The 19,087-nt window shown below is 54.9% G+C and carries 11 protein-coding genes; all 11 read right to left on the bottom strand.

The window, feature by feature from the left end; genetic code table 11:
• Nucleotides 1–46: 46 nt before the first annotated feature.
• The 11 genes from SH573x_RS15925 to SH573x_RS15875 all read right to left on the bottom strand — a co-directional run bounded on the left by SH573x_RS15925 (nt 47) and on the right by SH573x_RS15875 (nt 19,059).
• Nucleotides 47–721, bottom strand: a complete 675-nt coding sequence (locus SH573x_RS15925) for a PEP-CTERM sorting domain-containing protein (protein ID WP_479356620.1) — start codon at nt 719–721, stop codon at nt 47–49.
• Between the two features lie 92 nt (nt 722–813).
• Entirely contained in the window at nt 814–6,714 is a 5,901-nt protein-coding gene (locus SH573x_RS15920) for a choice-of-anchor M domain-containing protein (protein ID WP_479356618.1), read from the bottom strand.
• 810 nt (nt 6,715–7,524) lie between these two features.
• Complete coding sequence (locus tag SH573x_RS15915) at nt 7,525–8,730, bottom strand: GTP-binding protein (protein ID WP_479356616.1); 1,206 nt, start codon at nt 8,728–8,730, stop codon at nt 7,525–7,527.
• Between the two features lie 59 nt (nt 8,731–8,789).
• Nucleotides 8,790–9,293: a hypothetical protein gene (locus SH573x_RS15910; protein ID WP_479356614.1), complete on the bottom strand. Its 504-nt coding sequence runs from the start codon at nt 9,291–9,293 to the stop codon at nt 8,790–8,792.
• A gap of 77 nt (nt 9,294–9,370) precedes the next feature.
• A complete protein-coding gene (locus tag SH573x_RS15905) occupies nt 9,371–10,669 on the bottom strand; it encodes a GTP-binding protein (RefSeq protein WP_479356612.1) in 1,299 nt (432 codons plus the stop codon).
• A gap of 159 nt (nt 10,670–10,828) precedes the next feature.
• Nucleotides 10,829–12,649 (bottom strand): prepilin peptidase, encoded by a 1,821-nt coding sequence (locus SH573x_RS15900; protein WP_479356610.1) that lies wholly within the window; start codon nt 12,647–12,649, stop codon nt 10,829–10,831.
• Nucleotides 12,650–12,675: 26 nt separating this feature from the next.
• Nucleotides 12,676–13,086 carry a hypothetical protein gene (locus SH573x_RS15895; RefSeq protein ID WP_479356608.1) on the bottom strand — a complete coding sequence of 137 codons (411 nt, stop codon included), beginning with the start codon at nt 13,084–13,086 and terminating at the stop codon, nt 12,676–12,678.
• Between the two features lie 133 nt (nt 13,087–13,219).
• Nucleotides 13,220–15,703: a transglutaminase-like domain-containing protein gene (locus tag SH573x_RS15890; protein ID WP_479356606.1), complete on the bottom strand. Its 2,484-nt coding sequence runs from the start codon at nt 15,701–15,703 to the stop codon at nt 13,220–13,222.
• Nucleotides 15,696–16,964, bottom strand: coding sequence for a DUF58 domain-containing protein (locus SH573x_RS15885; RefSeq protein WP_479356604.1), 1,269 nt, complete (start codon nt 16,962–16,964; stop codon nt 15,696–15,698). The genes SH573x_RS15890 and SH573x_RS15885 overlap by 8 nt, the downstream gene beginning before the upstream one ends.
• A 391-nt stretch (nt 16,965–17,355) precedes the next feature.
• Nucleotides 17,356–18,021: a MerC domain-containing protein gene (locus SH573x_RS15880; protein WP_479356602.1), complete on the bottom strand. Its 666-nt coding sequence runs from the start codon at nt 18,019–18,021 to the stop codon at nt 17,356–17,358.
• Between the two features lie 192 nt (nt 18,022–18,213).
• Nucleotides 18,214–19,059, bottom strand: a complete 846-nt coding sequence (locus SH573x_RS15875) for an urease accessory protein UreH domain-containing protein (RefSeq protein WP_479356600.1) — start codon at nt 19,057–19,059, stop codon at nt 18,214–18,216.
• Nucleotides 19,060–19,087 lie beyond the last annotated feature (28 nt).

Raw genomic sequence — 19,087 nt, 5'->3', positions numbered from 1 at the left:
CCGCAGCACTCCAAGGAGTCGCTCTGAATGCGCCGCTTCGATAACCTCATGCTTTCGATTTCGCTGGCGATAGTCGCCCATTTCTACAAATTCGCTTCCGCAGTAAAGCAGCGCCAACTCCGATGCTCAGTAGTGCCAGGCTACTCGGTTCGGGTACCGCGGCGACGGTGAAGTTGGCGGTGTTGGCTGTGTAAGCGAAGGTGTTAAAGCCTACGTCGCTAAAGGAAGAGCTGGGGTCGATCGCGAGCGAGTAGTTGCCAGCGGCGCCAACATTGAAAGAGAACTGTCCCAGGAGAAGTGGGGCAGTTGAATCGGGAATAGTTCTGGGTAGCGGTTGTCCTAACGTAGCCGGCGTGAAATCGTAACTGACATCGGCTGCGGTTAGCGTCGCTCCAGCATTGGAGGGACTGGTGGCGTTCAAGCTGAAGGCGACGTTAGCGCTGCGGTCGGCAAAGACATAATTGACGTCCGTCAGGTAGGTTTCCGGTTGCGGCGCGACGAATGTAACGCCCGGGCCACCGGTCAGATTGAGATCGAACAAGAACGAGTCGAGCTGGTCATTTGGCGAGTTGTCGCTGTGGATCAACACATTGACAGTCCCGACATCACCGATGTTGTAAGTGTTGGATGAGGGTATCACTGTCAGCACCAGCGCGGCCTGGGAAAGTTGCGCCGGCGCCAGTAGAAGAGCAGTCATCAAGCAGCAGTAGTAGCGAATCACGGTTCGATTTATCCAGTATTAGTAAAGTAAGTTAAGGTACGAGTAAACCCGGGCGTTAATTGGGGCGCGAGGGGAGCATAAGCGGATCGAAATCAATCGTCGACCCAAATGCCATTCTTAAGCCTCTTGCCGATGGCTCTGCTCACGATGGCCAGGTCAACAGCATTGACAACGCCATCACCGTTGGCATCCACCGATGGAGCGCCAGGTGAGTTACCGCGCATGACCAGGAGTCGATCCAGGGCATTGACAGACCCGTCTCCGTTGACATCGCCCAGCATGCGATAGAAGTACTTGACGGTGTCGGCAGTCCCATCGCCGTCGATATCGATACCGATGCCGTAGTACCCGTCACCTGCATCGGTGTTTCGGTTGCCACCGATGCCTTGCGCGCCGAAGTCCAATCGAAGGCCTGAACCTGAGATGGCTGCGGAGAACGCGGAAGCCGGTAGCAAGCTGGGGTTGGCACCATTAAAGTCGTACTTGGTAACTTGAATGCGTCCGGCGGCGAGCAGGTCATCGAGGCTATCGTCTTGATCGAAGACGAGATCCACGTTTCGCACAAAGGAGCGTTGTACCTGGCCATTCTGAACATCGATCGCCTTGACGTTATTGCCTACTTGGAAGAAGTAGGTCACATCATCGCTTTCGATCACATCGCCATCGGCCAGCGTGCCAATCGCTTGGAAGGTGACTTGATAGACGCCCATCTCGGTGAAGCCGAGGTTGTAGTGGGCATGCCCATTTTCCAGCAGGGTCAGCACGTCTTCCTCGGTGATTCCATCGAACGTGGCCATCGCCGCATCTGGCCCGCTCAACGTCGAACTCCAAACCGAGAAGTGGCCAGGGCCGCTGACCGACTTTAGTTTCAAGTTCAGTGAGCCACCTAGCAAGGTTCCTGCATCAATCTCCTCTGTTCCGAATCCCAGGAACAGCAGATTGGGACTTTCTACCGGCGGGAGAACGAAGAGCGATTCACCTGCATTGGCTCCGGTAAAGTCAAAGGCGGCATCGGCCGGTCGGGTTGTGAGGGCATCCATGCCGACGTACAGCAACGCTTCGTCGGGATGGTACTCAATGTCATTCTCGCCGTCATGCACATGCAAATCCCACTCGGGATCGTCGTGGTCGCCTTCGTCGCCATGAGCACCCAGGGCAACTCCGATATCGGCATGCCCTTCGGCCAGTACAGTTGCAAACTCAGGCAGAGCCGCTCCAGTGATGGTCACCGTTCCGGTCGTAAAACCACCGCGCTCGTTGGTCAGGCGATAGACGAAGCTGTCCGTACCATCGAAGGCTGCTGATGGCACATAGGTATAAGCACCATTGGGCTCAAGCGTCAGCGCGCCTTTGGTCGTGGTGCTGTCGAGGGATAGTACATAGTCACCAAAGCCATCGTGCCACTGGTCGTTTAGCGTGACGTTACCATGGAGCGGAGTGGAACCATAGATCGTCACGGCATCATCAACGGCCCCCAGCGTGTCGACATTGAAGACCATGGTCTTGATGCCGCTCTCGACGTAGGTGTCGATGATCGGATCCAAGGCTCCATTAGCGTTGCTATCGAGGTAGCCGCTAATAACGACATCGATCTCATAGATGCCTGGCTGGCTAAACGCCAGGAAGCGATGGAAGTGAGTGCGATACAACCAGAAATTGTCGGTATCGGAAATTCCATCGCTGGATGCCATCCACACAGTCGGCGCCGTACCTGAGTAGAGCGAGAAATCACCATCGCTGCTGCTACGCATGCCAACCATCTGCACCTTCACGTACTCGCGAAGGGTGGACGATGTGATACGAGGATCGGATGGGCGATAGGCAGCAAAAGTACCTGCCACCAAACTATCGCCGCTCAGACCCAAGTAAGGTTGCCCTGGGACATTCGTTGCCGGCAGTACGTAGAGTTGATCTCCTGCAGGAACTCCTAAGAAGTCGTAGTTCGCTCCTGCAGCGCGGGTCACCAACGTGGACGAGTCGGCATAAGTATAAACTTCGTCGCTGTTGTAAGTTGTTTCTGGAAGAACGCCGGGATCAGCATGCAGAAGGTATTGGAACTCACCATTGTTGTAGACCGGGCGGTAGTCCGCATGGCCATCGGTGTAGTAGACATCAATTTCACCCAGCAGCTGCTTGCGTACCGTGTAGACTTCGCCGCCGGTGTATCCTTTGCCGAGCACATCTCCGTTGAGATCATGGATGCTCGCTGAGCCAAGCACATTCAATCCCAGCGTACCGCTGCCATTACCGGTGGATACGGTAACTTCATAGAGGTTGCCCGATCCGGCCACTGAGTCAATCGTCAAACCACTCAAGTCGCCCGCGCTGGTTACCAGGTCCAAGTCACTGACATCGACGCCCGTGACATCTTCAGTAAATTGTATCTGGAAACGAACTGTCGCTGCGTCTGTTGACCGGGCATCCAGTCGCGTGATACCAGCCACCAGCGGACCAGCTCCGTTGACGATCACACCATCAAACGTTTCATTCGGGAATTCAAGAACAGCTTCGCCGCCGACGGGATCGGTCAGTGTGCCGCCGCTGAGATCAATAATGTTACTTGCCAACTGAACACCATCCAGATCTACATCGGTGTTGGTCACCAAGTATCGGAACTTGAGAGTTGGCGTGCCTGAACCACTGAGGTAGTTCGCGTAGACCGTGTTGGAACCGACTTGTAGTGCAATCCGAGGCGAACCGGTTACCGCGATGGGGAAACCGAAGTAGACTTCCAGATCGATGGGGTCACCAGTAACGCGGGTGCGTGCCGCCGGCGCGATCAACACCATCGGGTTTTCGCCGGTCTTGTTGATATAAACTTTGACAGCTGAGGGAACGGTAGTGCTTGGGCTCCCTGTCGTCAGGATGTCTGGATGATTATCCGCATCCAGATCTGCGAGGTGGATGCTCCATGCGTTGCCTTCGTTGGGATGAATGAGGATCGATGCCCCGAACGTTCCGGCCCCGAGACCGGGACTCCATACCGCTGAGAATCTGCCACCCACGATGGCTCCCGCCACAATATCTGGGATTCCGTCCCCGTTGATGTCTCCGACTGTGATCGAGTTTAGTTGCGTGTTAGTCGGCAGAACGACCACACGAGAACCGAATGTGCCATCGGCCAACTGAGGATAATACCCTGCGCGACTGCCGACGACGGATTCGCCAGTGACGACGTCCAACCGACCGTCATCGTTCAGGTCGGCAAGCGCGTGTACTTCAGGGAAAATGCCTGTCGTCGTATTCTGAGGTGCATCAAAGATGGCGTTACCATCGTTAGAAAACACCGAGAAGTAAGCATTAGGATTGTTAGCGCGGTTGCCCACGACAATGTCCAAGTCGCCATCGTTGTTCAAGTCGCCGAGCTGAATGCCTGATATGCTGTTCAATGTCGCGGGCAGGACCATCTCAGCCCCGAGTTCTCCGCTGGGCTGTTGCAATGCATAGGCTACGGACGTGTCTTGGTTGTAAACCAGATCGGGACGACCGTCTCCGTTGAGGTCACCCGAATCCACTTCATATCCCGCTGAAAGCCCGCTTTTCAGTACGACCCGTGTGAATGAGGCGGTTCCGCTATTGCGGAAGAGTGTCACTGCTCCGGAGCCTGCCACAGTGGTTGCCCCAGACTGAATATATTCCAGAGCGACAAAGTCCATGTCGCCGTCAAGATCATAGTCAACTGCCACAATACCCTGAGCACTCAAGCCGGTTCCTGCATTCACGCTCTGCTCTGGCAGGAAAGTGCCATCGCCAACCCCTTGGCGATACCCAAGTGCGTCGGCTCCGGAACCGGCAACGATCAGGTCTAGGTTGCCATCACCATTGAAATCAGCCAGTTGGGACTGAAATCCAGGTACTCCCAAACCGACATCGAGAAAATTCGGCATCGAGAACGGCACAAGTCCATCGCTGACGTTGAAGTAATACGTCACGTGCCCGCTATCGGTCGCATTGCCATCAGCATCGACGGCCATTGCGACGAAGGTCACTTCATAGAAGCCTTGTTTGGTAAAGGCATAGTTAGCATGAGCATGGCTGCCTGCCCCGACATCAAAGGCGTCTGATGCATCAATGCCATCGGAGGTGGCCATGATTAGCTTGGGAGTCGTGGCTGTCAGGCCAGCTTGCCAAATTGAAAATTCACCAGGCCCTGAAACGGATGCCAGGCGCAGCGTGGCCACATCTCCTTCGAGCAGACCTTCGGCGAGTTCCTCACCTCCGATACCCAGGAACAGCAGATTCGGGTTCTCAACTTCAGGGAGAACGAACAACGTACTTCCCACGGCAGCTCCTAAGAAATCGTAAGCTGCATCGGCCGAATCGCCGCTGCGCGTCTGCATCGCATCCCGGCCGACGTAAATCAACGCTTCGTCTGGTTCGTACTCCGTGTCCGGCTCGTGTTGGTGGATATGTAGATCCCAGGCATCGTCTTCGAAGTTGACACCGATATCGGCATGGCCAGCTTTCAGCACCGCATCAAAATCTGGCCGCGTTGAACCAATGATTGAAACCGTTGCCAGTCTGAATTCGCCACCAGGATTGGTAAGCCGATAAGTAAAAGAATCGATGCCAGCGAACGAAGTGGATGGTTGATAGGTGAACGATCCATTAGGCTTTAGCGAAAGATTACCTTTGGTGGTTGTCGTCTGTACCGAGGTTGTAGGCGCCCCAGCGCCGTTGTCCCAGAGATCATTTAGCGTCACCGATCCATGTAGCGTTGCTTGGTTCGAAATTGCAAACGCATCATCCCTGGCCTCCAAGGTGTCGACATTCTCTACAATCGTAATCGTCGTAATGGTTATCGCACCCAGCAAACCATCGGAAACGCATTCGACATCACGGATGTACTCGTGAATGTTGGTCGGTTGCGGCGCGGACAACTGGACAGTGAACGTCTCGTTGCCTTCGGAGACTAAGTCGTCGATGATCGGAATCGTAATGGTCTTGCGTTTCTCGCCATCCAAGAACTCGAGCGTGGCGGAGGTAAGCGTATAGTCGCTAGGTGAAGTAGCTGTGCCATTGGCAGTGGTGAAGTCGACAGTGATCCGACCGTCGCTGCCGCCTTCGCGAATCACATCCAACGAGACGGTCCCGGCACTTTCGTCAACCGCATAACTCGACTGCTCAATCTGCAATTGTCCGACACTCATCACTGAGAAATACAGTGTGATGGCCTGGCTTTGATTAGAGCCCGCCGTATTGGGTGTGGTCAGTCCGTCATCACCAATAAAGGCCGAGGCGATGACATCTATTTCGTAGCGACCCGGGGCAGTGAAGCCGAAGTTATAGTGCGCGTGCCCGCCTACCAGGTTCCAAATGGCATCATCGCTCGAGATACCATCGGTTGTATCCAGTCCATTTGAATTGGGGTTGGCAACTCCATCGTTGTAGGATGACATAAAGACATTGGCTTCGCCAAAGGAGCCTGTTTGCCATAAAGAGAACTGTCCAGTGCCGGGCGTTCCATCGGGAGCGAAATGCCGAACATCGTCCAGAGTCAGTTTGCCCCAGCGCGTGTACCCAGAGGCTCGTCCTTTTGATTCTGAGGATGGATTATATCGGTCGAGTGAATTGTCCAATCCGTAGCCAGCGAATCCTAGGTAGAGCACCTCTGGGTTTTGCGATTGCGGCAGTAAATAGAAGGGCTGGCCGGCCGGTACTCCAATAAAATCGTAAGCAGCGCCAGCCGGCCGCGACAACTGCGAGGGCGAACCAACAACCATCAGCGCTTCATCGTTGGCATACTGAATGGGCGGAACTGCATCGGAATTACGTGGACCAACTGACCACTCCGAACCTGCAAAACCTACGTTGATGTCAACGTGCTCGGCAGTCAGAAAGTTGACCAAATCGCTAACCATCAAGCGGCGATTCTCCAGCCGCTCCAAAGTCCGGATACCGTGAGCACTCCGTTGACGCCGACTGCTATTGGTCAATCGTCGTGCTTGACGGAGTTGCGAGCTGATTTGCTTCAATACTGCGAGTGGTTGCATGGCAAGTATATCCAAAGATTGTGGTAATTTGTTTTTTGAACGAGGGCGTGGCTGATGCAAAGGCCATCACAACACTGGTGAGAGCCCCTGATGTTGGAGATCAATACTGCTGCTGCCTGCTAGAGAGCGCTGCTCGAAATTGGTGGAACCAATCAGGCGGACGATGCTGCTCACCAATGGCTGTGACGTTGTGAGTATCGCAGCCTGCTTTTTAGTGAAGCGGTGGCCCGCGAGCCAGCGGTAAGCTAGTTACCAGAAGACGCAAGCTTTCACCGCGCTGAAGATCGCATGGCCAGACCGCCATCGCCTGGTCAGCCAACAATACTACGTGCTTCAGAGGTGCTTGCGCGTAAAACGCGCAGATCGCACAGTCACCATCACATGCAGGATTGGAGTCCGGCTGATTGGTGAGAACGGCTTCCGTTTTTTTACTCGAGGCACGCTCTCGGTGGTTGCTTGAGTGCGTCCGACCACAGCTGCACGCGGTGCTTGATGCTACAGAATCTGCCCCGTCCACCAAGCCGTTGCAGGCATGATGGCAGTGGACGTGCCAATACGGTCCGAGTGCTACGGGGACTCCGTAGCACAGAAGTAGCAGGTAGGATACGAGGCGTGTGAAAAACATTCAGGACTTCGCACAAAGGACGCGTGCGGTCCGACCAGACCTAAAAGCTTCATCCATCCGACCAGAATAGTCAATCCTCAATCGATGAATTCTCAAAGAAACTCGCATTCAAATGTCTCTCCACAGAAAACCACTACGGCTATGCAGACGCATACAGTATGCGGCCGCAGCCCATACGCAAGAGCTTAATCTTCCCACGAATGGAAGGGGTCATCCCATGCATCCCACACGGCTGGGCCAGCTGCTAGTTCTTCATCGGTCAACAGACACTGATTGAGCTGGGCTGTTAGCTCTTGGCGATCAAAGTCCTGCCCGATTAAAACCAATTCGATGCGTCGGTCACCAAAGGGCTCTTGCCAAACTTCTTCAATCTCGGCATGAAAGGCTTCGTCCTCGGGCCATTCGTCTGAACTGGTGGAGGCGGCCCACATGCCGGCTGGTTCGAGCGTAAAGACACGGCCGGCTTGCGACCATTCACCCGCCCGGTCATGCCGTGTCGCCAGCCACACGACGCCTTTGGCACGCACAATTTCCTCGAACAGACCCTCTTCTATGGCGGCCATCAGTCGAGCCGAGTGGAAGGGGCGGCGGGCAGCATAGACGAATGATTTGAATCCGTATTCTTCGGTCTCGGATACTTCTTCGCCGCGTTTGACAACCAGCCAATTGCGATTCTCGGCGGCCCAGGATTCGCTGAAGCGATGGGTGTTGACGATTTCATGCAAGTCGATTTCGCCGCGCACACTCCTGAGAATTTTGGCCGTGGGATTGAGGTGGTGGATCAGGTGCTCGATGCGCGTCACTTCGTCGTCGTCCACCAAGTCGCACTTGTTGATGATCAGCACATTGGCAAACTCGATCTGATCGACCAACAATTGAACAACGTCGCGTTGATCTTCTTCACCTAGTCCGATGCGACGTTCAGCCAGATTCTCGATGGAGTCGAAGTCGTCCTGAAAGTTTAAAGCGTCGATGACGGTCACTAAAGTATCCAGCCGAGAGATATCGCTGAGCACTAGCCCCTGTTCGTCAGCGAAGGTAAACGTTTCGGCAACCGGTAGCGGTTCAGAGATGCCGGTAGATTCGACGAGCAAATAGTCGAAGCGTCCCTCTTGTGCTAGCCGACGGACCTCGACCAGCAGGTCTTCGCGCAGGGTACAGCAAATGCAGCCGTTACTCATCTCGACGAGTTGTTCGTCAACGCGACTGAGCTGTGCATCGCCGTGCTTTACCAGCCGCGCATCGACATTCACCTCGCTCATATCATTGACAATGACTGCCACCCGCAAGCCTTGGCGATTCCTGAGGATTTGATTCAAGAGCGTGGTCTTACCCGCACCCAAGAACCCCGATAGTACGGTGACGGGCAAAAGCTGTTGCACAGCGGTCATCAATTTACTCCTGAATCTCTATGGGACCTATACAAAGTTTTTAAGGCATCTCAATGGTTTTAAGGTGTCAGCCAGTTACGCAGACGCAGCCAGGCTCGGGGCAAATCTGTGTGAATCACTAGCGGGTTGACACGTCGAAAATGCAGCAATTGACCTAGTCGGTATCTATGGCCAAGTTGTTGCTTGATGTTGGTTTCGTATTGATAGAACCAGTCGCACATGATGCGCATAAGGCGCACGATGCGCTCTTGATCGACTAGTGAGCGTGGCGCTTTGCCTGAAGGTAGGTCTCGCAGTAACCAGAGGTCGCGAGGCATCGTGGTCCAGGGCATCCACCTAGGCTTGAATTCGAAGCGGCGAACAAAGGCTCCGCCAAGCGATTTGTCGCCGACAAATACTCCAAACCCACGCAATCCGATCTCGATACCTCGCTGCGGACGGTGAATATAGATGCTGGGGATCGTGGGGATGGAGGAAGCAAACTTTTGGCAACCGTAACTCAGTAGCAGGTTGCCACCGCGAGCCACGATGTCCCGGCCGAGCATATACAATTGTTGATGCATCAAGCATTCTGCAAACTGCCGATGCTCGTCGGTGAGACGCAAGGGATTGGCTGATGAGCTTCTGGTCACGGCCGAGATCATAAGCGATCCTCGTGTTCGAGGGCCAGCTCGGGGGCTGCGGATGTGGCGTCCTCTGCGGATTGTGCCCGCGATACCTGTGGCCACGCAGGCAAGGGATCATCGAAGTCAAGCCAGGCGCGTGGACCAAGTGCCAGTTCTTGATCAGTTAAGAGGCAAGATTCCAACTGGGCAAGCAACCGTTCGCAGGGCATGTCGACACCGATGAATACCAGCTCTTGCCGACAGTCACCCACATTGGCGTCCCAGATGCTCTCCAGGCGGGCATGGAACTCGGGTGCTTGTGGCCAGGTATCCGGCGGCATTGCGGCCCACCAGAAGTTCCCGCCTTGAAGTCGGCAGACCGGACCGGCTTGACTCCATTGGCCCATGCGATCCAAACGCGTAGCCAGCCAGAACCAGCCTTTGACGCGCAGCAGGCCTGGCCAGTCGCCGTGCAGTGCCTCCCAAAATCTTGCAGGATGAAATGGTCGCCGCCGACGGAATACGAAAGATGCAATCCCGTATTCATCGACTTCGCTACGCTGACTCTCGCGCAAGTGTACACGCCAACCCGGCGACTGAACGGCCCTTTCCAAATCGAACCTGCCGGTATTGAGAATGCTGGACGGATCGACCTTTCCGTGCATGGTCGCAATACAGCGTGCATAAGGGTTGATGCGCTGAAGCAGCGATTGCACCTGCTCCAATTCGTCGCTGTCGATCAGATCCATCTTGTTGATCAGCAGCACATCGGCAAACTCAATCTGCTGCAGCATCAACTCAGCGATGGTGCGTCGGTCCTCTGGGCCAGCAGCCTGGTGGCGATCAGCCAGCCTGTCAATCGAAGTCATTTCCTGCAGTAACGTTCGACCGTCGACGACGGTGACCAGTGTGTCCAAGCGCGCAACTTCTCCAAGCGACAGATTGTCCGCAATCGCAAACGTAAAGGTCTCGGCGACCGGCTGAGGTTCGGAGATGCCTGTCGATTCGATGAGCAGATAGTCAAAGCGTTGTTCTTGCACCAGACGACAGATCTCCACGGCCAGATCCTCTCGCAATGTGCAGCAGATACAGCCGTTGGTCATTTCTACCAGCTTCTCTTGAGTGCGACTGAAAGTGGTCTCACTGCGCACAAGGTCGGCGTCAATGTTGATCTCGCTCATGTCATTGACAATTACGGCCACCTTCAACCCTTGCCGATTGTTCAACACATGGTTGAGCAACGTCGTCTTGCCCGCCCCCAGGAAACCACTGAGGACGGTCACTGGAAGTGGATGCTGACGGAGTTGCTGGGCGGTCAAGGGTTGCTTAGTCACAAACTTTCTCCCGCTCTCCAATATCCACTGCATTCTCAACCTCGATTCTCAAGACAAGACGCAGTATATGCACATGCACACCGTATGCAAGACGGATTACGTGCGGATGGGCTTCGAAGTTCACTGGATTTTCAGTCCAGGGGGAAGAGTGAGTGTTCGTTAGCGCGCCAGGCGAGCCACGAAGGAATTGGTGAGACCATGAGCCGAGTTCCAGAAGGCGAGGTAAATCACGGCGATGGCGAAGATGGTCAATGTGATTGGAATTGTGCGCAGCCCACGTCCGAAACGCCAGCGGCTTGCATAGGTGGACAGCCCAACGATTCCTACACTCGACAGTCCAGCCAGCAGTCCTATACCCAGTGCAGATTGATATCCCAAGGCGGCCCCCAACAACGCCAGCGCACCGGCCGCATCGGTCGTCACTTGGGGAGTCGCTGAACGGCTTCCATAAACGTCAGCGCTCGGTTGCATCGCTGAATTCGGCGAAGCAATCGGCGAAAGCTCTGGGGGTTCTGAGGTCGGCCCAGAGGCGTCTGCCAACGCAGCGATTGGCTGTGCATGGACCTCATCGCTTGCATGGACCTCATCGCTGGCGTCGGCCACCGCTGGCGGCTCAGTTACCGATGCTGCTTGAGCGATCGGGCTGAGTCGAAAGATACTACCGAGGCAGAGTCCCAAAAGTCCACCCGTAGCGCAGCCGACCAGACTCGGTATCAGACCATTGGTCATCGAGCCATTGTGAACTGCTATGGCGTTGATTGGATTCAAGTAAGGCGCGACACTGACCAAAGCAACCACTAACGCTACACTAAACGCAAGTCTTAGCTTAGGCACACGGAAGCGATCAAAGTTGATCATCCCCCAACCCAACAGCATCGTTAGAACAAACATGTGCAAGAGGTAGATGGTCAGCAAATCCCACTTGGTGTAGAAGAGAATCCAGACAATTCCGTTGTAGAGATTGGGGGTTCGTACTGGCAGGTTCTGGCCACCGGAGAGCAGTTCTCGATAGAAGAACATCACGAAGACCACTGCGACGATGGCTTCGATAAGCGGATAGCGAGCGGATATGGTCGCACGGCAATGACGACATGCTCCCGATAGATTCAACCAGGCGAGGATCGGAATGTTATCACGCCCGGCGATCGGCTGAGCACACGAGGCGCATGCTGAGGGCGGCCACAGCAAAGCACGCCCTCGTGGAAGTCGAAAGATCACGACGTTCAAGAAACTACCCACGCTGGCACCAACGGCCAGGAACAGGAACATGATGACGCCCGAGACAGTATGCAGCCGAAAATACTCGGCTGTAGACATTGCGGTTAGTTCGCGACGGATCATCGCGCGGGGTGTCCACATCTCGACTAGCATGCCAATGGCTGGCACCAAGACCATGTAGACCAGAAATGCGGCCAAGAGAACGGCTCCTACCATCCAGCGTTGCCACACCGGTCGAGGTGTTTCGATCAGATGTTGATCAGATAGGAGTGGCTCAGTGGTCGGTACCTCCTCTGTCTGAACGGAGTTGATCAGAGTCGCTTCGGTCTGGACATCGTCTGGCTGAGCCGTTCTATCATCGCCGTCTAACCCACCTTCTCCAGCAGGCAGGCGACCGGTACACGCCGCCAAGAGGCTGATGGCGGATGTGCAGGTTAAGGTCACCAGCAGCCCCTGGTGTACTTCGCAGGCATTAGCCGTGGAAAAGTTGATCACCAGGGCGCCGACCAGGATCGCATTGATGCTCAACCATGCAACAATCTGCGGAGTTCGCCAGTAACCAACCAGCATAGATGAACTAATGGCGATAATTAGAACGGCTGTGCCCCAATGAATGCTCTCGCTGGAGAGTTGGCAATAAAAGCCATGCAGTAGCGCAGCCAGGGCGACACTGACGACGGTGGATGACCCCAGCAGGCGGGCGTATTCGAACCAGAGACCTCGCGAGTGGGCAGTGGCCTGTTGCACTGGTATCGAACTCATGGACGTGGCTGTCATCAGTGCCTCTACTATTGCGCTGGCGCGCCTCTGTGCAATGAACCTTCCAAGAGCGAAACTAAGTGAGGCCCAGTTGCCGCCAGATCGACTTTGGCATGGCGCCGCTTAAGCTGCGGGCGTACATCGATCGCGACGATGCCTTGAGTTTGTAAACGCTCGCGATACATGCCAGCCAATGTAGAGTCTGGTCCGCTCTGATAGACAAAGTGGGTGGCGTGCCGCATAGCCAAGGCCCGGGCATTAATCGTGTCGTACGCCTCTCGCTCGTCGTGAACTAAAACTCCGATCACCACCTGTGGCGGCAGCAGTTTGGCAGTATCGTGATCAAAAGCGATGACTTGATGCTTGACGCGCTCCTGGCCATAAGCAGCAAAACTACCGCAGCAGCTCAACAGCAAAGTTAGGGTACAGATTCGAGCCATCGTGCTTTCCTCCTAAATTGCTGACGAACTCAGCCAAGACCATTACCCTCGTATTATGAATGCACATGCAATACGTATGCAAGTAGGCTTGGGTTCGGTCGTATTAGGAACTGCAAAATAATTTTAGCGGTGGTCAGCCTGCCATCTGCTGCTGGGCGATAAGTCGTTGGCTGCGCTGGAGGGTTTGGGTCGTGAGACCTCGCCATACCTTGGCAATGGCCGTGTGATCGCTTGGGGATAGTCGTTGCATCCCACCAAACCACATGCGGTCGGCAGATTCCAAATAGATGTGAATCTGTTGGCCGAGATCGCTGGGCAAGTGCGCGCGAAACTGAGCGAGATGGGCGCGTAACACCGTCCCTTTGCTTCTGGGAACGCCAGCCAATCGGCAACGAAGTTCGAGCGACCATGTCAGCCAAGAGATGCGTAAACGGTCACTTAGCAACAGTAAAGCTGGAAAAGCTAGCCACATGGTGCACTCTACCAGCCAGTGCCTTAGCACGTAAACGCATAAAGATAGAGCCAACAGCAACAGCATCCAGATGGTAATTGCCAGTCGTTGCTGTTTGATGTGATACCACAGGCTGGCTGAATACTGGGGCGCACGGTAACCTGGCGATGGCTCAAGCGGTATCCAATATCCGTGACCAACATCGATTTCTAGCCAGGCATGGGCATCACGCGGCAAGATCGAAATTTCTCTTTCGCGAGCCAAGTAGTGTTGGGGGTTGGCGTAAAAGCCTAAGACCAATTGCGTGCGATAGCCCAGGTGATCAAGCATCAAGGCAGCCGCGGTGGCGAACAAGTAGTCTGGGCCACGGCGCTGTTGGAGGAATTGAGTTAAGGCTGGTGACTCTGGTGGTGTAGCTGTTTCTTCGCCAGTGATTGCATTATTTCGATCCAGTTCGAAATGCGTGCGCAGTCCATGGATGATGGCTTGTACTTGTTCCCAACCGCGCGGCAATTCAGCGGCATACTCATGCGCCAAGCTATTGAGTGCAGTCTGGCACTCATCGTGCAGTTCCTGGTGCAATTTGCCTGGTGAGCAGTTGCGTACCATCGCTTCCAGGCGCTCCAGGTTGATGCGACTATTGATCATCCGCACCACGGTGTAGTCAGGCACGTGTTCGCGACCTGGCATCTGTAAACATCCGTTTGGGGCGAAGCCAAAGAAGTCTGCTTGATCAATGTCGTCGATGCACCACAACTGCATGCCTTGGCGAGTCGGAATAGTTGGCGAGCGGTATCGAGTAAACTTCAGCGCTTCTGGGAGAGCATCCACGAAGGGGCTGGCTGAATGTTGCAGAGCAGAAGGGCTGGGACCAAACCAAGTTTGTTGACCAATTAACGTACCTTGGATTTTGGGCGCGGAGGCGTGCGCGTTCTGGCCGCTATGGGACCAATGTGTGCCGTCGAAGTGATCGTAGCGCTGAGCCGCCAGGTGCGCGCCACTTTCTCCCTGCCAGAACATCAAAGACTCGGATACCAAGTCGTTGACCGGTTTCCGCTCTTGAGGCAGCTCGCGCTCAATGCTGAACTGAGAACTGCTGGCCGAACGATTGCCCTCGGTAGATTTGCCACCTTCGTTTGGCTGTTGGTTGGGCATCAAAGCCTGAGCCCGTTCAACGCGTTGCAGCTTCTTCTTGGGTTCACCAAATTCATCGCTGAAGACATCGAACAGACTGGGTTTTTCCGAGTCGAGAAAGATATCGGTGTCAACCGCACCAAAGGAGGTTGCATGTTTCTTGGCAGCAATCAGCGCATCTCCATTGCCTACTCCACGCCGGGCGGCTCGATCTTGACCGCTGGTACCGCCACTGGTTGGAACCAGTTCCGCTTGCAACTTCCTGAGTACGGGAATTCGATCTGCGACTGAAAATGCAGCGGCTAGGAATACAGTACATCCGAAGATTGTGAAAACGATGTGCTGCAGTCGAGCGGTTTGAACTCCAATGGCTGCGGTGGTCTCCACTTGGGACCAGTGGTTATTGACTAACCACCAGAGGCAAAGAATTCCCCAAGCCAATGAGAACCAGAGTGCCAGCGGCGAATCGGAGATGAACGATGCAAAGAGAGTAAGGAACCCGCTGCAGACCACCGACAAGCTGAGCGTTCGCAATTGCTTCGACAAGATTGCAAAGGCCAAGCTGCCCCAACCCAAGCTGACGAGCATCACTATTTCGGCGCCATTTCCGTTTCCGAGTTGCTTGGCGACGATGTTGACGATCCACGGCATGGCGAGGCTCGCAACAATGCACAGCACACTTCCAAAGCCGGGCGTAGGCACTTGCGCAACATGAGTGTTACCCGACGAAGAATCATCGGCGCTCTTGCCTGCCGACTGGCGTCTGGCGAGGCGTTCCGCCAACAGCAGAAAAGCCAGACAGGCCAGGCTCTCGACGGCAATGATGGTCGGGCTATCGTAATTGATTCGCCGATGCACGAGCAACAGAATGGCGATGACTGCCATGGCGATCGTTCCAGGTCGCCGACGCTTGAGCTCCTTGTTCGCTTGCAAGCGGCCAGTGAATTCGCGCCTGCGTACAAGCTTGGGAGCAGCCAGAACGGCATTATTATCGATTGGCACTGGGGCAGGCTGTACTTGCGCGTCAGGCATGTACGGTCTCCGATAGCCATTGATTGAGTTGACCGGTGATGTCATGATCGAGATCGATCAGTCGCCCTGCACTTCGTGGCTGTCGCAGATCCTTGGAACGCAGGCCAATGGCGACGCTGACATAAGCGGATGGATGCAGCGTCTGGCCCTGGGTGGTCGGCGCAATTGTTATCCAACAGACTTCGCCACGTCGAGGAGGCTCGATTTCAGCCTCGGTATGTTCCGGTGTAGATGGCGAACTGTCTAAGGGTATAGCCGACAATAACTTTAAAGCGACCCGCTGACCCGAGGCGTTATCGCTGACCTCTGAGAGTTGCCCGTCGATAATCAAGCGATACGGTAAATGTCGTGCCGAGAGTAAAGTGGTTAGACTGGCAACGATGCGTACCCGCCAAGCCAGATTCTCGCGACTCTCTGCATCGGTTCCCAGGCAGCGGGCGGTCGATAGATGCAATTCGATCGCCTGGTTTTGAGGGCCACCGCGTTCGCAGACCACTAATTGGTCTTGCCGTGCCGACTGGATCCAGTGAATATTCTTGAGCGAATCACCGCGGCGAAAATCGCGTACGCCTAAGAAGTCGCCATGGGTTGAGGCTCGGTGGCCAGTCCCAATATCCGCAAGTTGCTCACCAGCAAACTCCAGCTCACCCGATAGTGGAATCAACAAAGGCAGTACGGTTACAGGCTGCAGATCATGGATGTCGCGTTTGGCGGTCCAGATTCCAAATGGAAAAGCACACGTGATCTTCGGAGTTTGCTTGGGATATTGTCCGCGATACTCCGCCGAGATGGGCAAGCGATAAGTGGCTATAGAGAAAGCCGGAATGCGCTCCAGGGCAGCTTCCGGTACACCAGGCTGACTAGTGTTCGCCGCCTCGCTAGCGTTGGCTGTCAGGTAGCCTTCAATCATGAGCCCCATAATGGGCAGCGGCAAATAATTGCGAACTCGCAACTGCAAATGCGATGATTCTCGCTCGTGCAATTCATCGCACACTGGCTGGAGTTTGCAGCTCACGCAACGCGTCGCTAGCCAGGGAAAGCCCATGCCGAAGGCCAGCACGGCCGTCAGACCAGCAGCCAAGGTCCAACCCAAGGGACTCAGGAAAGCGCCGACCAGTACACTGGCCGAAGTGGCGATAACAAACCAACCGATTGGCTCTTTCAGCCAATAAACAAATCGATTTGCCCAAGGACAAAAGTCGGTTGTCAGCAGCCGCGACAACCGGCTATTCGTCTTGGGAGCTGCAGGGTTGATCGCCATTCGCCCACGACTCCAAGTCGACTATCGAACCATTACATGCACATGCATCTAATATGCATGTCAACAGCATGCGCATCAATGGCCCAGTCAAAATAAGTCTCCTTTCGCTCCGCGAAAGGCCAACAGTCAATCATTTCGTCAAGTGTGTCGAAGGGGCCTTGGAGTGCTGCGGCGCAGCCGTAGCTTTGATGTAATAACCAAGCGTTGCCGCAGCCTGCACGAACCAGGTGACTCCAAACTTTCAGAGCGACTCAGGCTGCGGCTGGAGACTTCACTTACATCAAAGCGGTGCCGGATGGCACCGCACTCCAAAGGCAGGCTGCGTTTAAGGGCTTTACGTACATCAACGCGGTGCCAGATGGCACCGCGCTCCACAAACTTAAGCCTCGTTTTATATATGTCGTCGACGCAAACAACCGCACGATTGCAGGCGAATATTGACCAGGTGCCCGAGAATGAGCATGAGGCCACCGATGGGCGAGAGAAACGGTTGCCAATCGATCAAGCGTTGAGCTGCGGACGGACCGAAGCGACTTTGCAGATCATCGACAGTAAACAGTGGACGGCTATAGGTTGGTTCATGCGCGTGGCTGCGACGACAAAAAACGCAGTCATCGTCGCAGGTGGCACCAGCACCTGAGTTGGCTTCGGGACTACGTGCGTAAGAAGCCAACTGGGTGCGCACGGCCGGACTAGCTTTGGTGCTGGCCACCACCGAACGATTCATCTCAGTAGTCACGTCCTGGCCATCATGGTCGATGGAACAACATTGATCCGGCAAAACAAAGGCCGCCACGAACAGTAGACCGATTCCCGTTCCCGCAAGACTCGCCACCGCATGGCTGCGATGTTTGCGCCACGCGGGCAGAATGGCCATGATGACGAGGGCCGCACACACAACTGCGACTACTTGATGAAACAATGGATCAGCCATCCAGCGAACGGCCGTCAAGCTTGGCAGGATGCTGAGCAAAACTGGCATGGCAGCACAATGAATTGCACAGCCCACCGAGCAGGCAACACCGAGCCAATCCTTACCCAGTTTTCGTATAGACATTGCCTCAACGACTTTCATCGTGCTCTCTCTACCTCCCGCTGAACCTTCGGCCTACCGACCGCGCCATAATTTACCAAGGCAGTTCTGCAGATGCAATGCATGTGCATCAGCGAGGTAAATATATCTGGAGGGGGATACAGAGGGATACAAACGAGAGACAGCAATATTCAGCACTTGGACGTGTCCACGTGCTTAGTGACCTGCGTGACCACTGTAGAGTTGCGTAAGGTGGAACAGGCCTATTAGCAAGATCACCACGGCTTGAGTATACGCCAAACGCCGGGCCGACTTTTCGCCAGGCAGCCACCGACTGAGCCGCTGGCCGACCCATTGCAACACAAATCCGCACATGGCCAGCGAGACGGCAATGCCAGCCGAGAACACTACGATAACTCGGTATCCCTCAAGTGGATTGCCAGAGGAGAGACCCGCAAAATAGGCCGCCAGGGCAGTTGGACAGGGTAATAGTCCAATTGCAAAACCGAGCAATAAAGTCAGTCGCAATTGCGATGCAGGTGCTTGTGAATCGGACGTCAATTCTTCTGGCGGCTTGAGTGTTTGCCGCTGCAACGTCGGAGAAATCGAGATGTCAGAGATTAAGCTGGAATCATGCTGGCACTTTCCCCCTGCCGTTACACTCTCATTTATCGCACTTCCAATGCTCGCGTTTCCGTTACAGCATCGGCACTTTCTCGGTTCAGTCGCGGGTGACTTGGCCAGGTAGAACAATCGCAAGCCAATGCCGATCAGCAGCAATGAACTAATCCACTGGAGGCAAACGCTAACTGACTCTTCTCCTGCATGGGTGTCGCCGGCCAACCAGTGGGCTCCGAAGTGAACCACCGAGGCGATGATAGCCAACGAAAAGGCATGGCTCACTGCGGTGGTCAATCCCATGATTACGGGATGCCAGAACGCATTGCGTTGACGCAGCATGTAGACGAACATGGCCGTCTTGCCGTGGCCAGGCTCGATGGCGTGAAGCATACCGAGCACAAAGCCCAGGCCCACGGAGAATTCGATTGGATGATTATGCATATGACCATCAAGATAGTTCTTGAAAGGT

The sequence above is a fragment of the Rania fehmarnensis genome (assembly GCF_056494185.1).
Note: the sequence above shows the minus strand (reverse complement) of the source record. Positions and strands in the feature narration are given on the sequence as shown.

Excerpts from the sequence above, each read along its gene's own strand:
- SH573x_RS15920 (WP_479356618.1), bottom strand. The coding sequence starts at position 6,714 with ATGCAACCACTCGCAGTATTGAAGCAAATCAGCTCGCAACTCCGTCAA.
- SH573x_RS15915 (WP_479356616.1), bottom strand. The coding sequence starts at position 8,730 with ATGACCGCTGTGCAACAGCTTTTGCCCGTCACCGTACTATCGGGGTTC.
- SH573x_RS15910 (WP_479356614.1), bottom strand. The coding sequence starts at position 9,293 with ATGCATCAACAATTGTATATGCTCGGCCGGGACATCGTGGCTCGCGGT.
- SH573x_RS15900 (WP_479356610.1), bottom strand. The coding sequence starts at position 12,649 with ATGAGTTCGATACCAGTGCAACAGGCCACTGCCCACTCGCGAGGTCTC.
- SH573x_RS15895 (WP_479356608.1), bottom strand. The coding sequence starts at position 13,086 with ATGGCTCGAATCTGTACCCTAACTTTGCTGTTGAGCTGCTGCGGTAGT.
- SH573x_RS15890 (WP_479356606.1), bottom strand. The coding sequence starts at position 15,703 with ATGCCTGACGCGCAAGTACAGCCTGCCCCAGTGCCAATCGATAATAAT.
- SH573x_RS15885 (WP_479356604.1), bottom strand. The coding sequence starts at position 16,964 with ATGGCGATCAACCCTGCAGCTCCCAAGACGAATAGCCGGTTGTCGCGG.
- SH573x_RS15880 (WP_479356602.1), bottom strand. The coding sequence starts at position 18,021 with ATGTCTATACGAAAACTGGGTAAGGATTGGCTCGGTGTTGCCTGCTCG.
- SH573x_RS15875 (WP_479356600.1), bottom strand. The coding sequence starts at position 19,059 with ATGCATAATCATCCAATCGAATTCTCCGTGGGCCTGGGCTTTGTGCTC.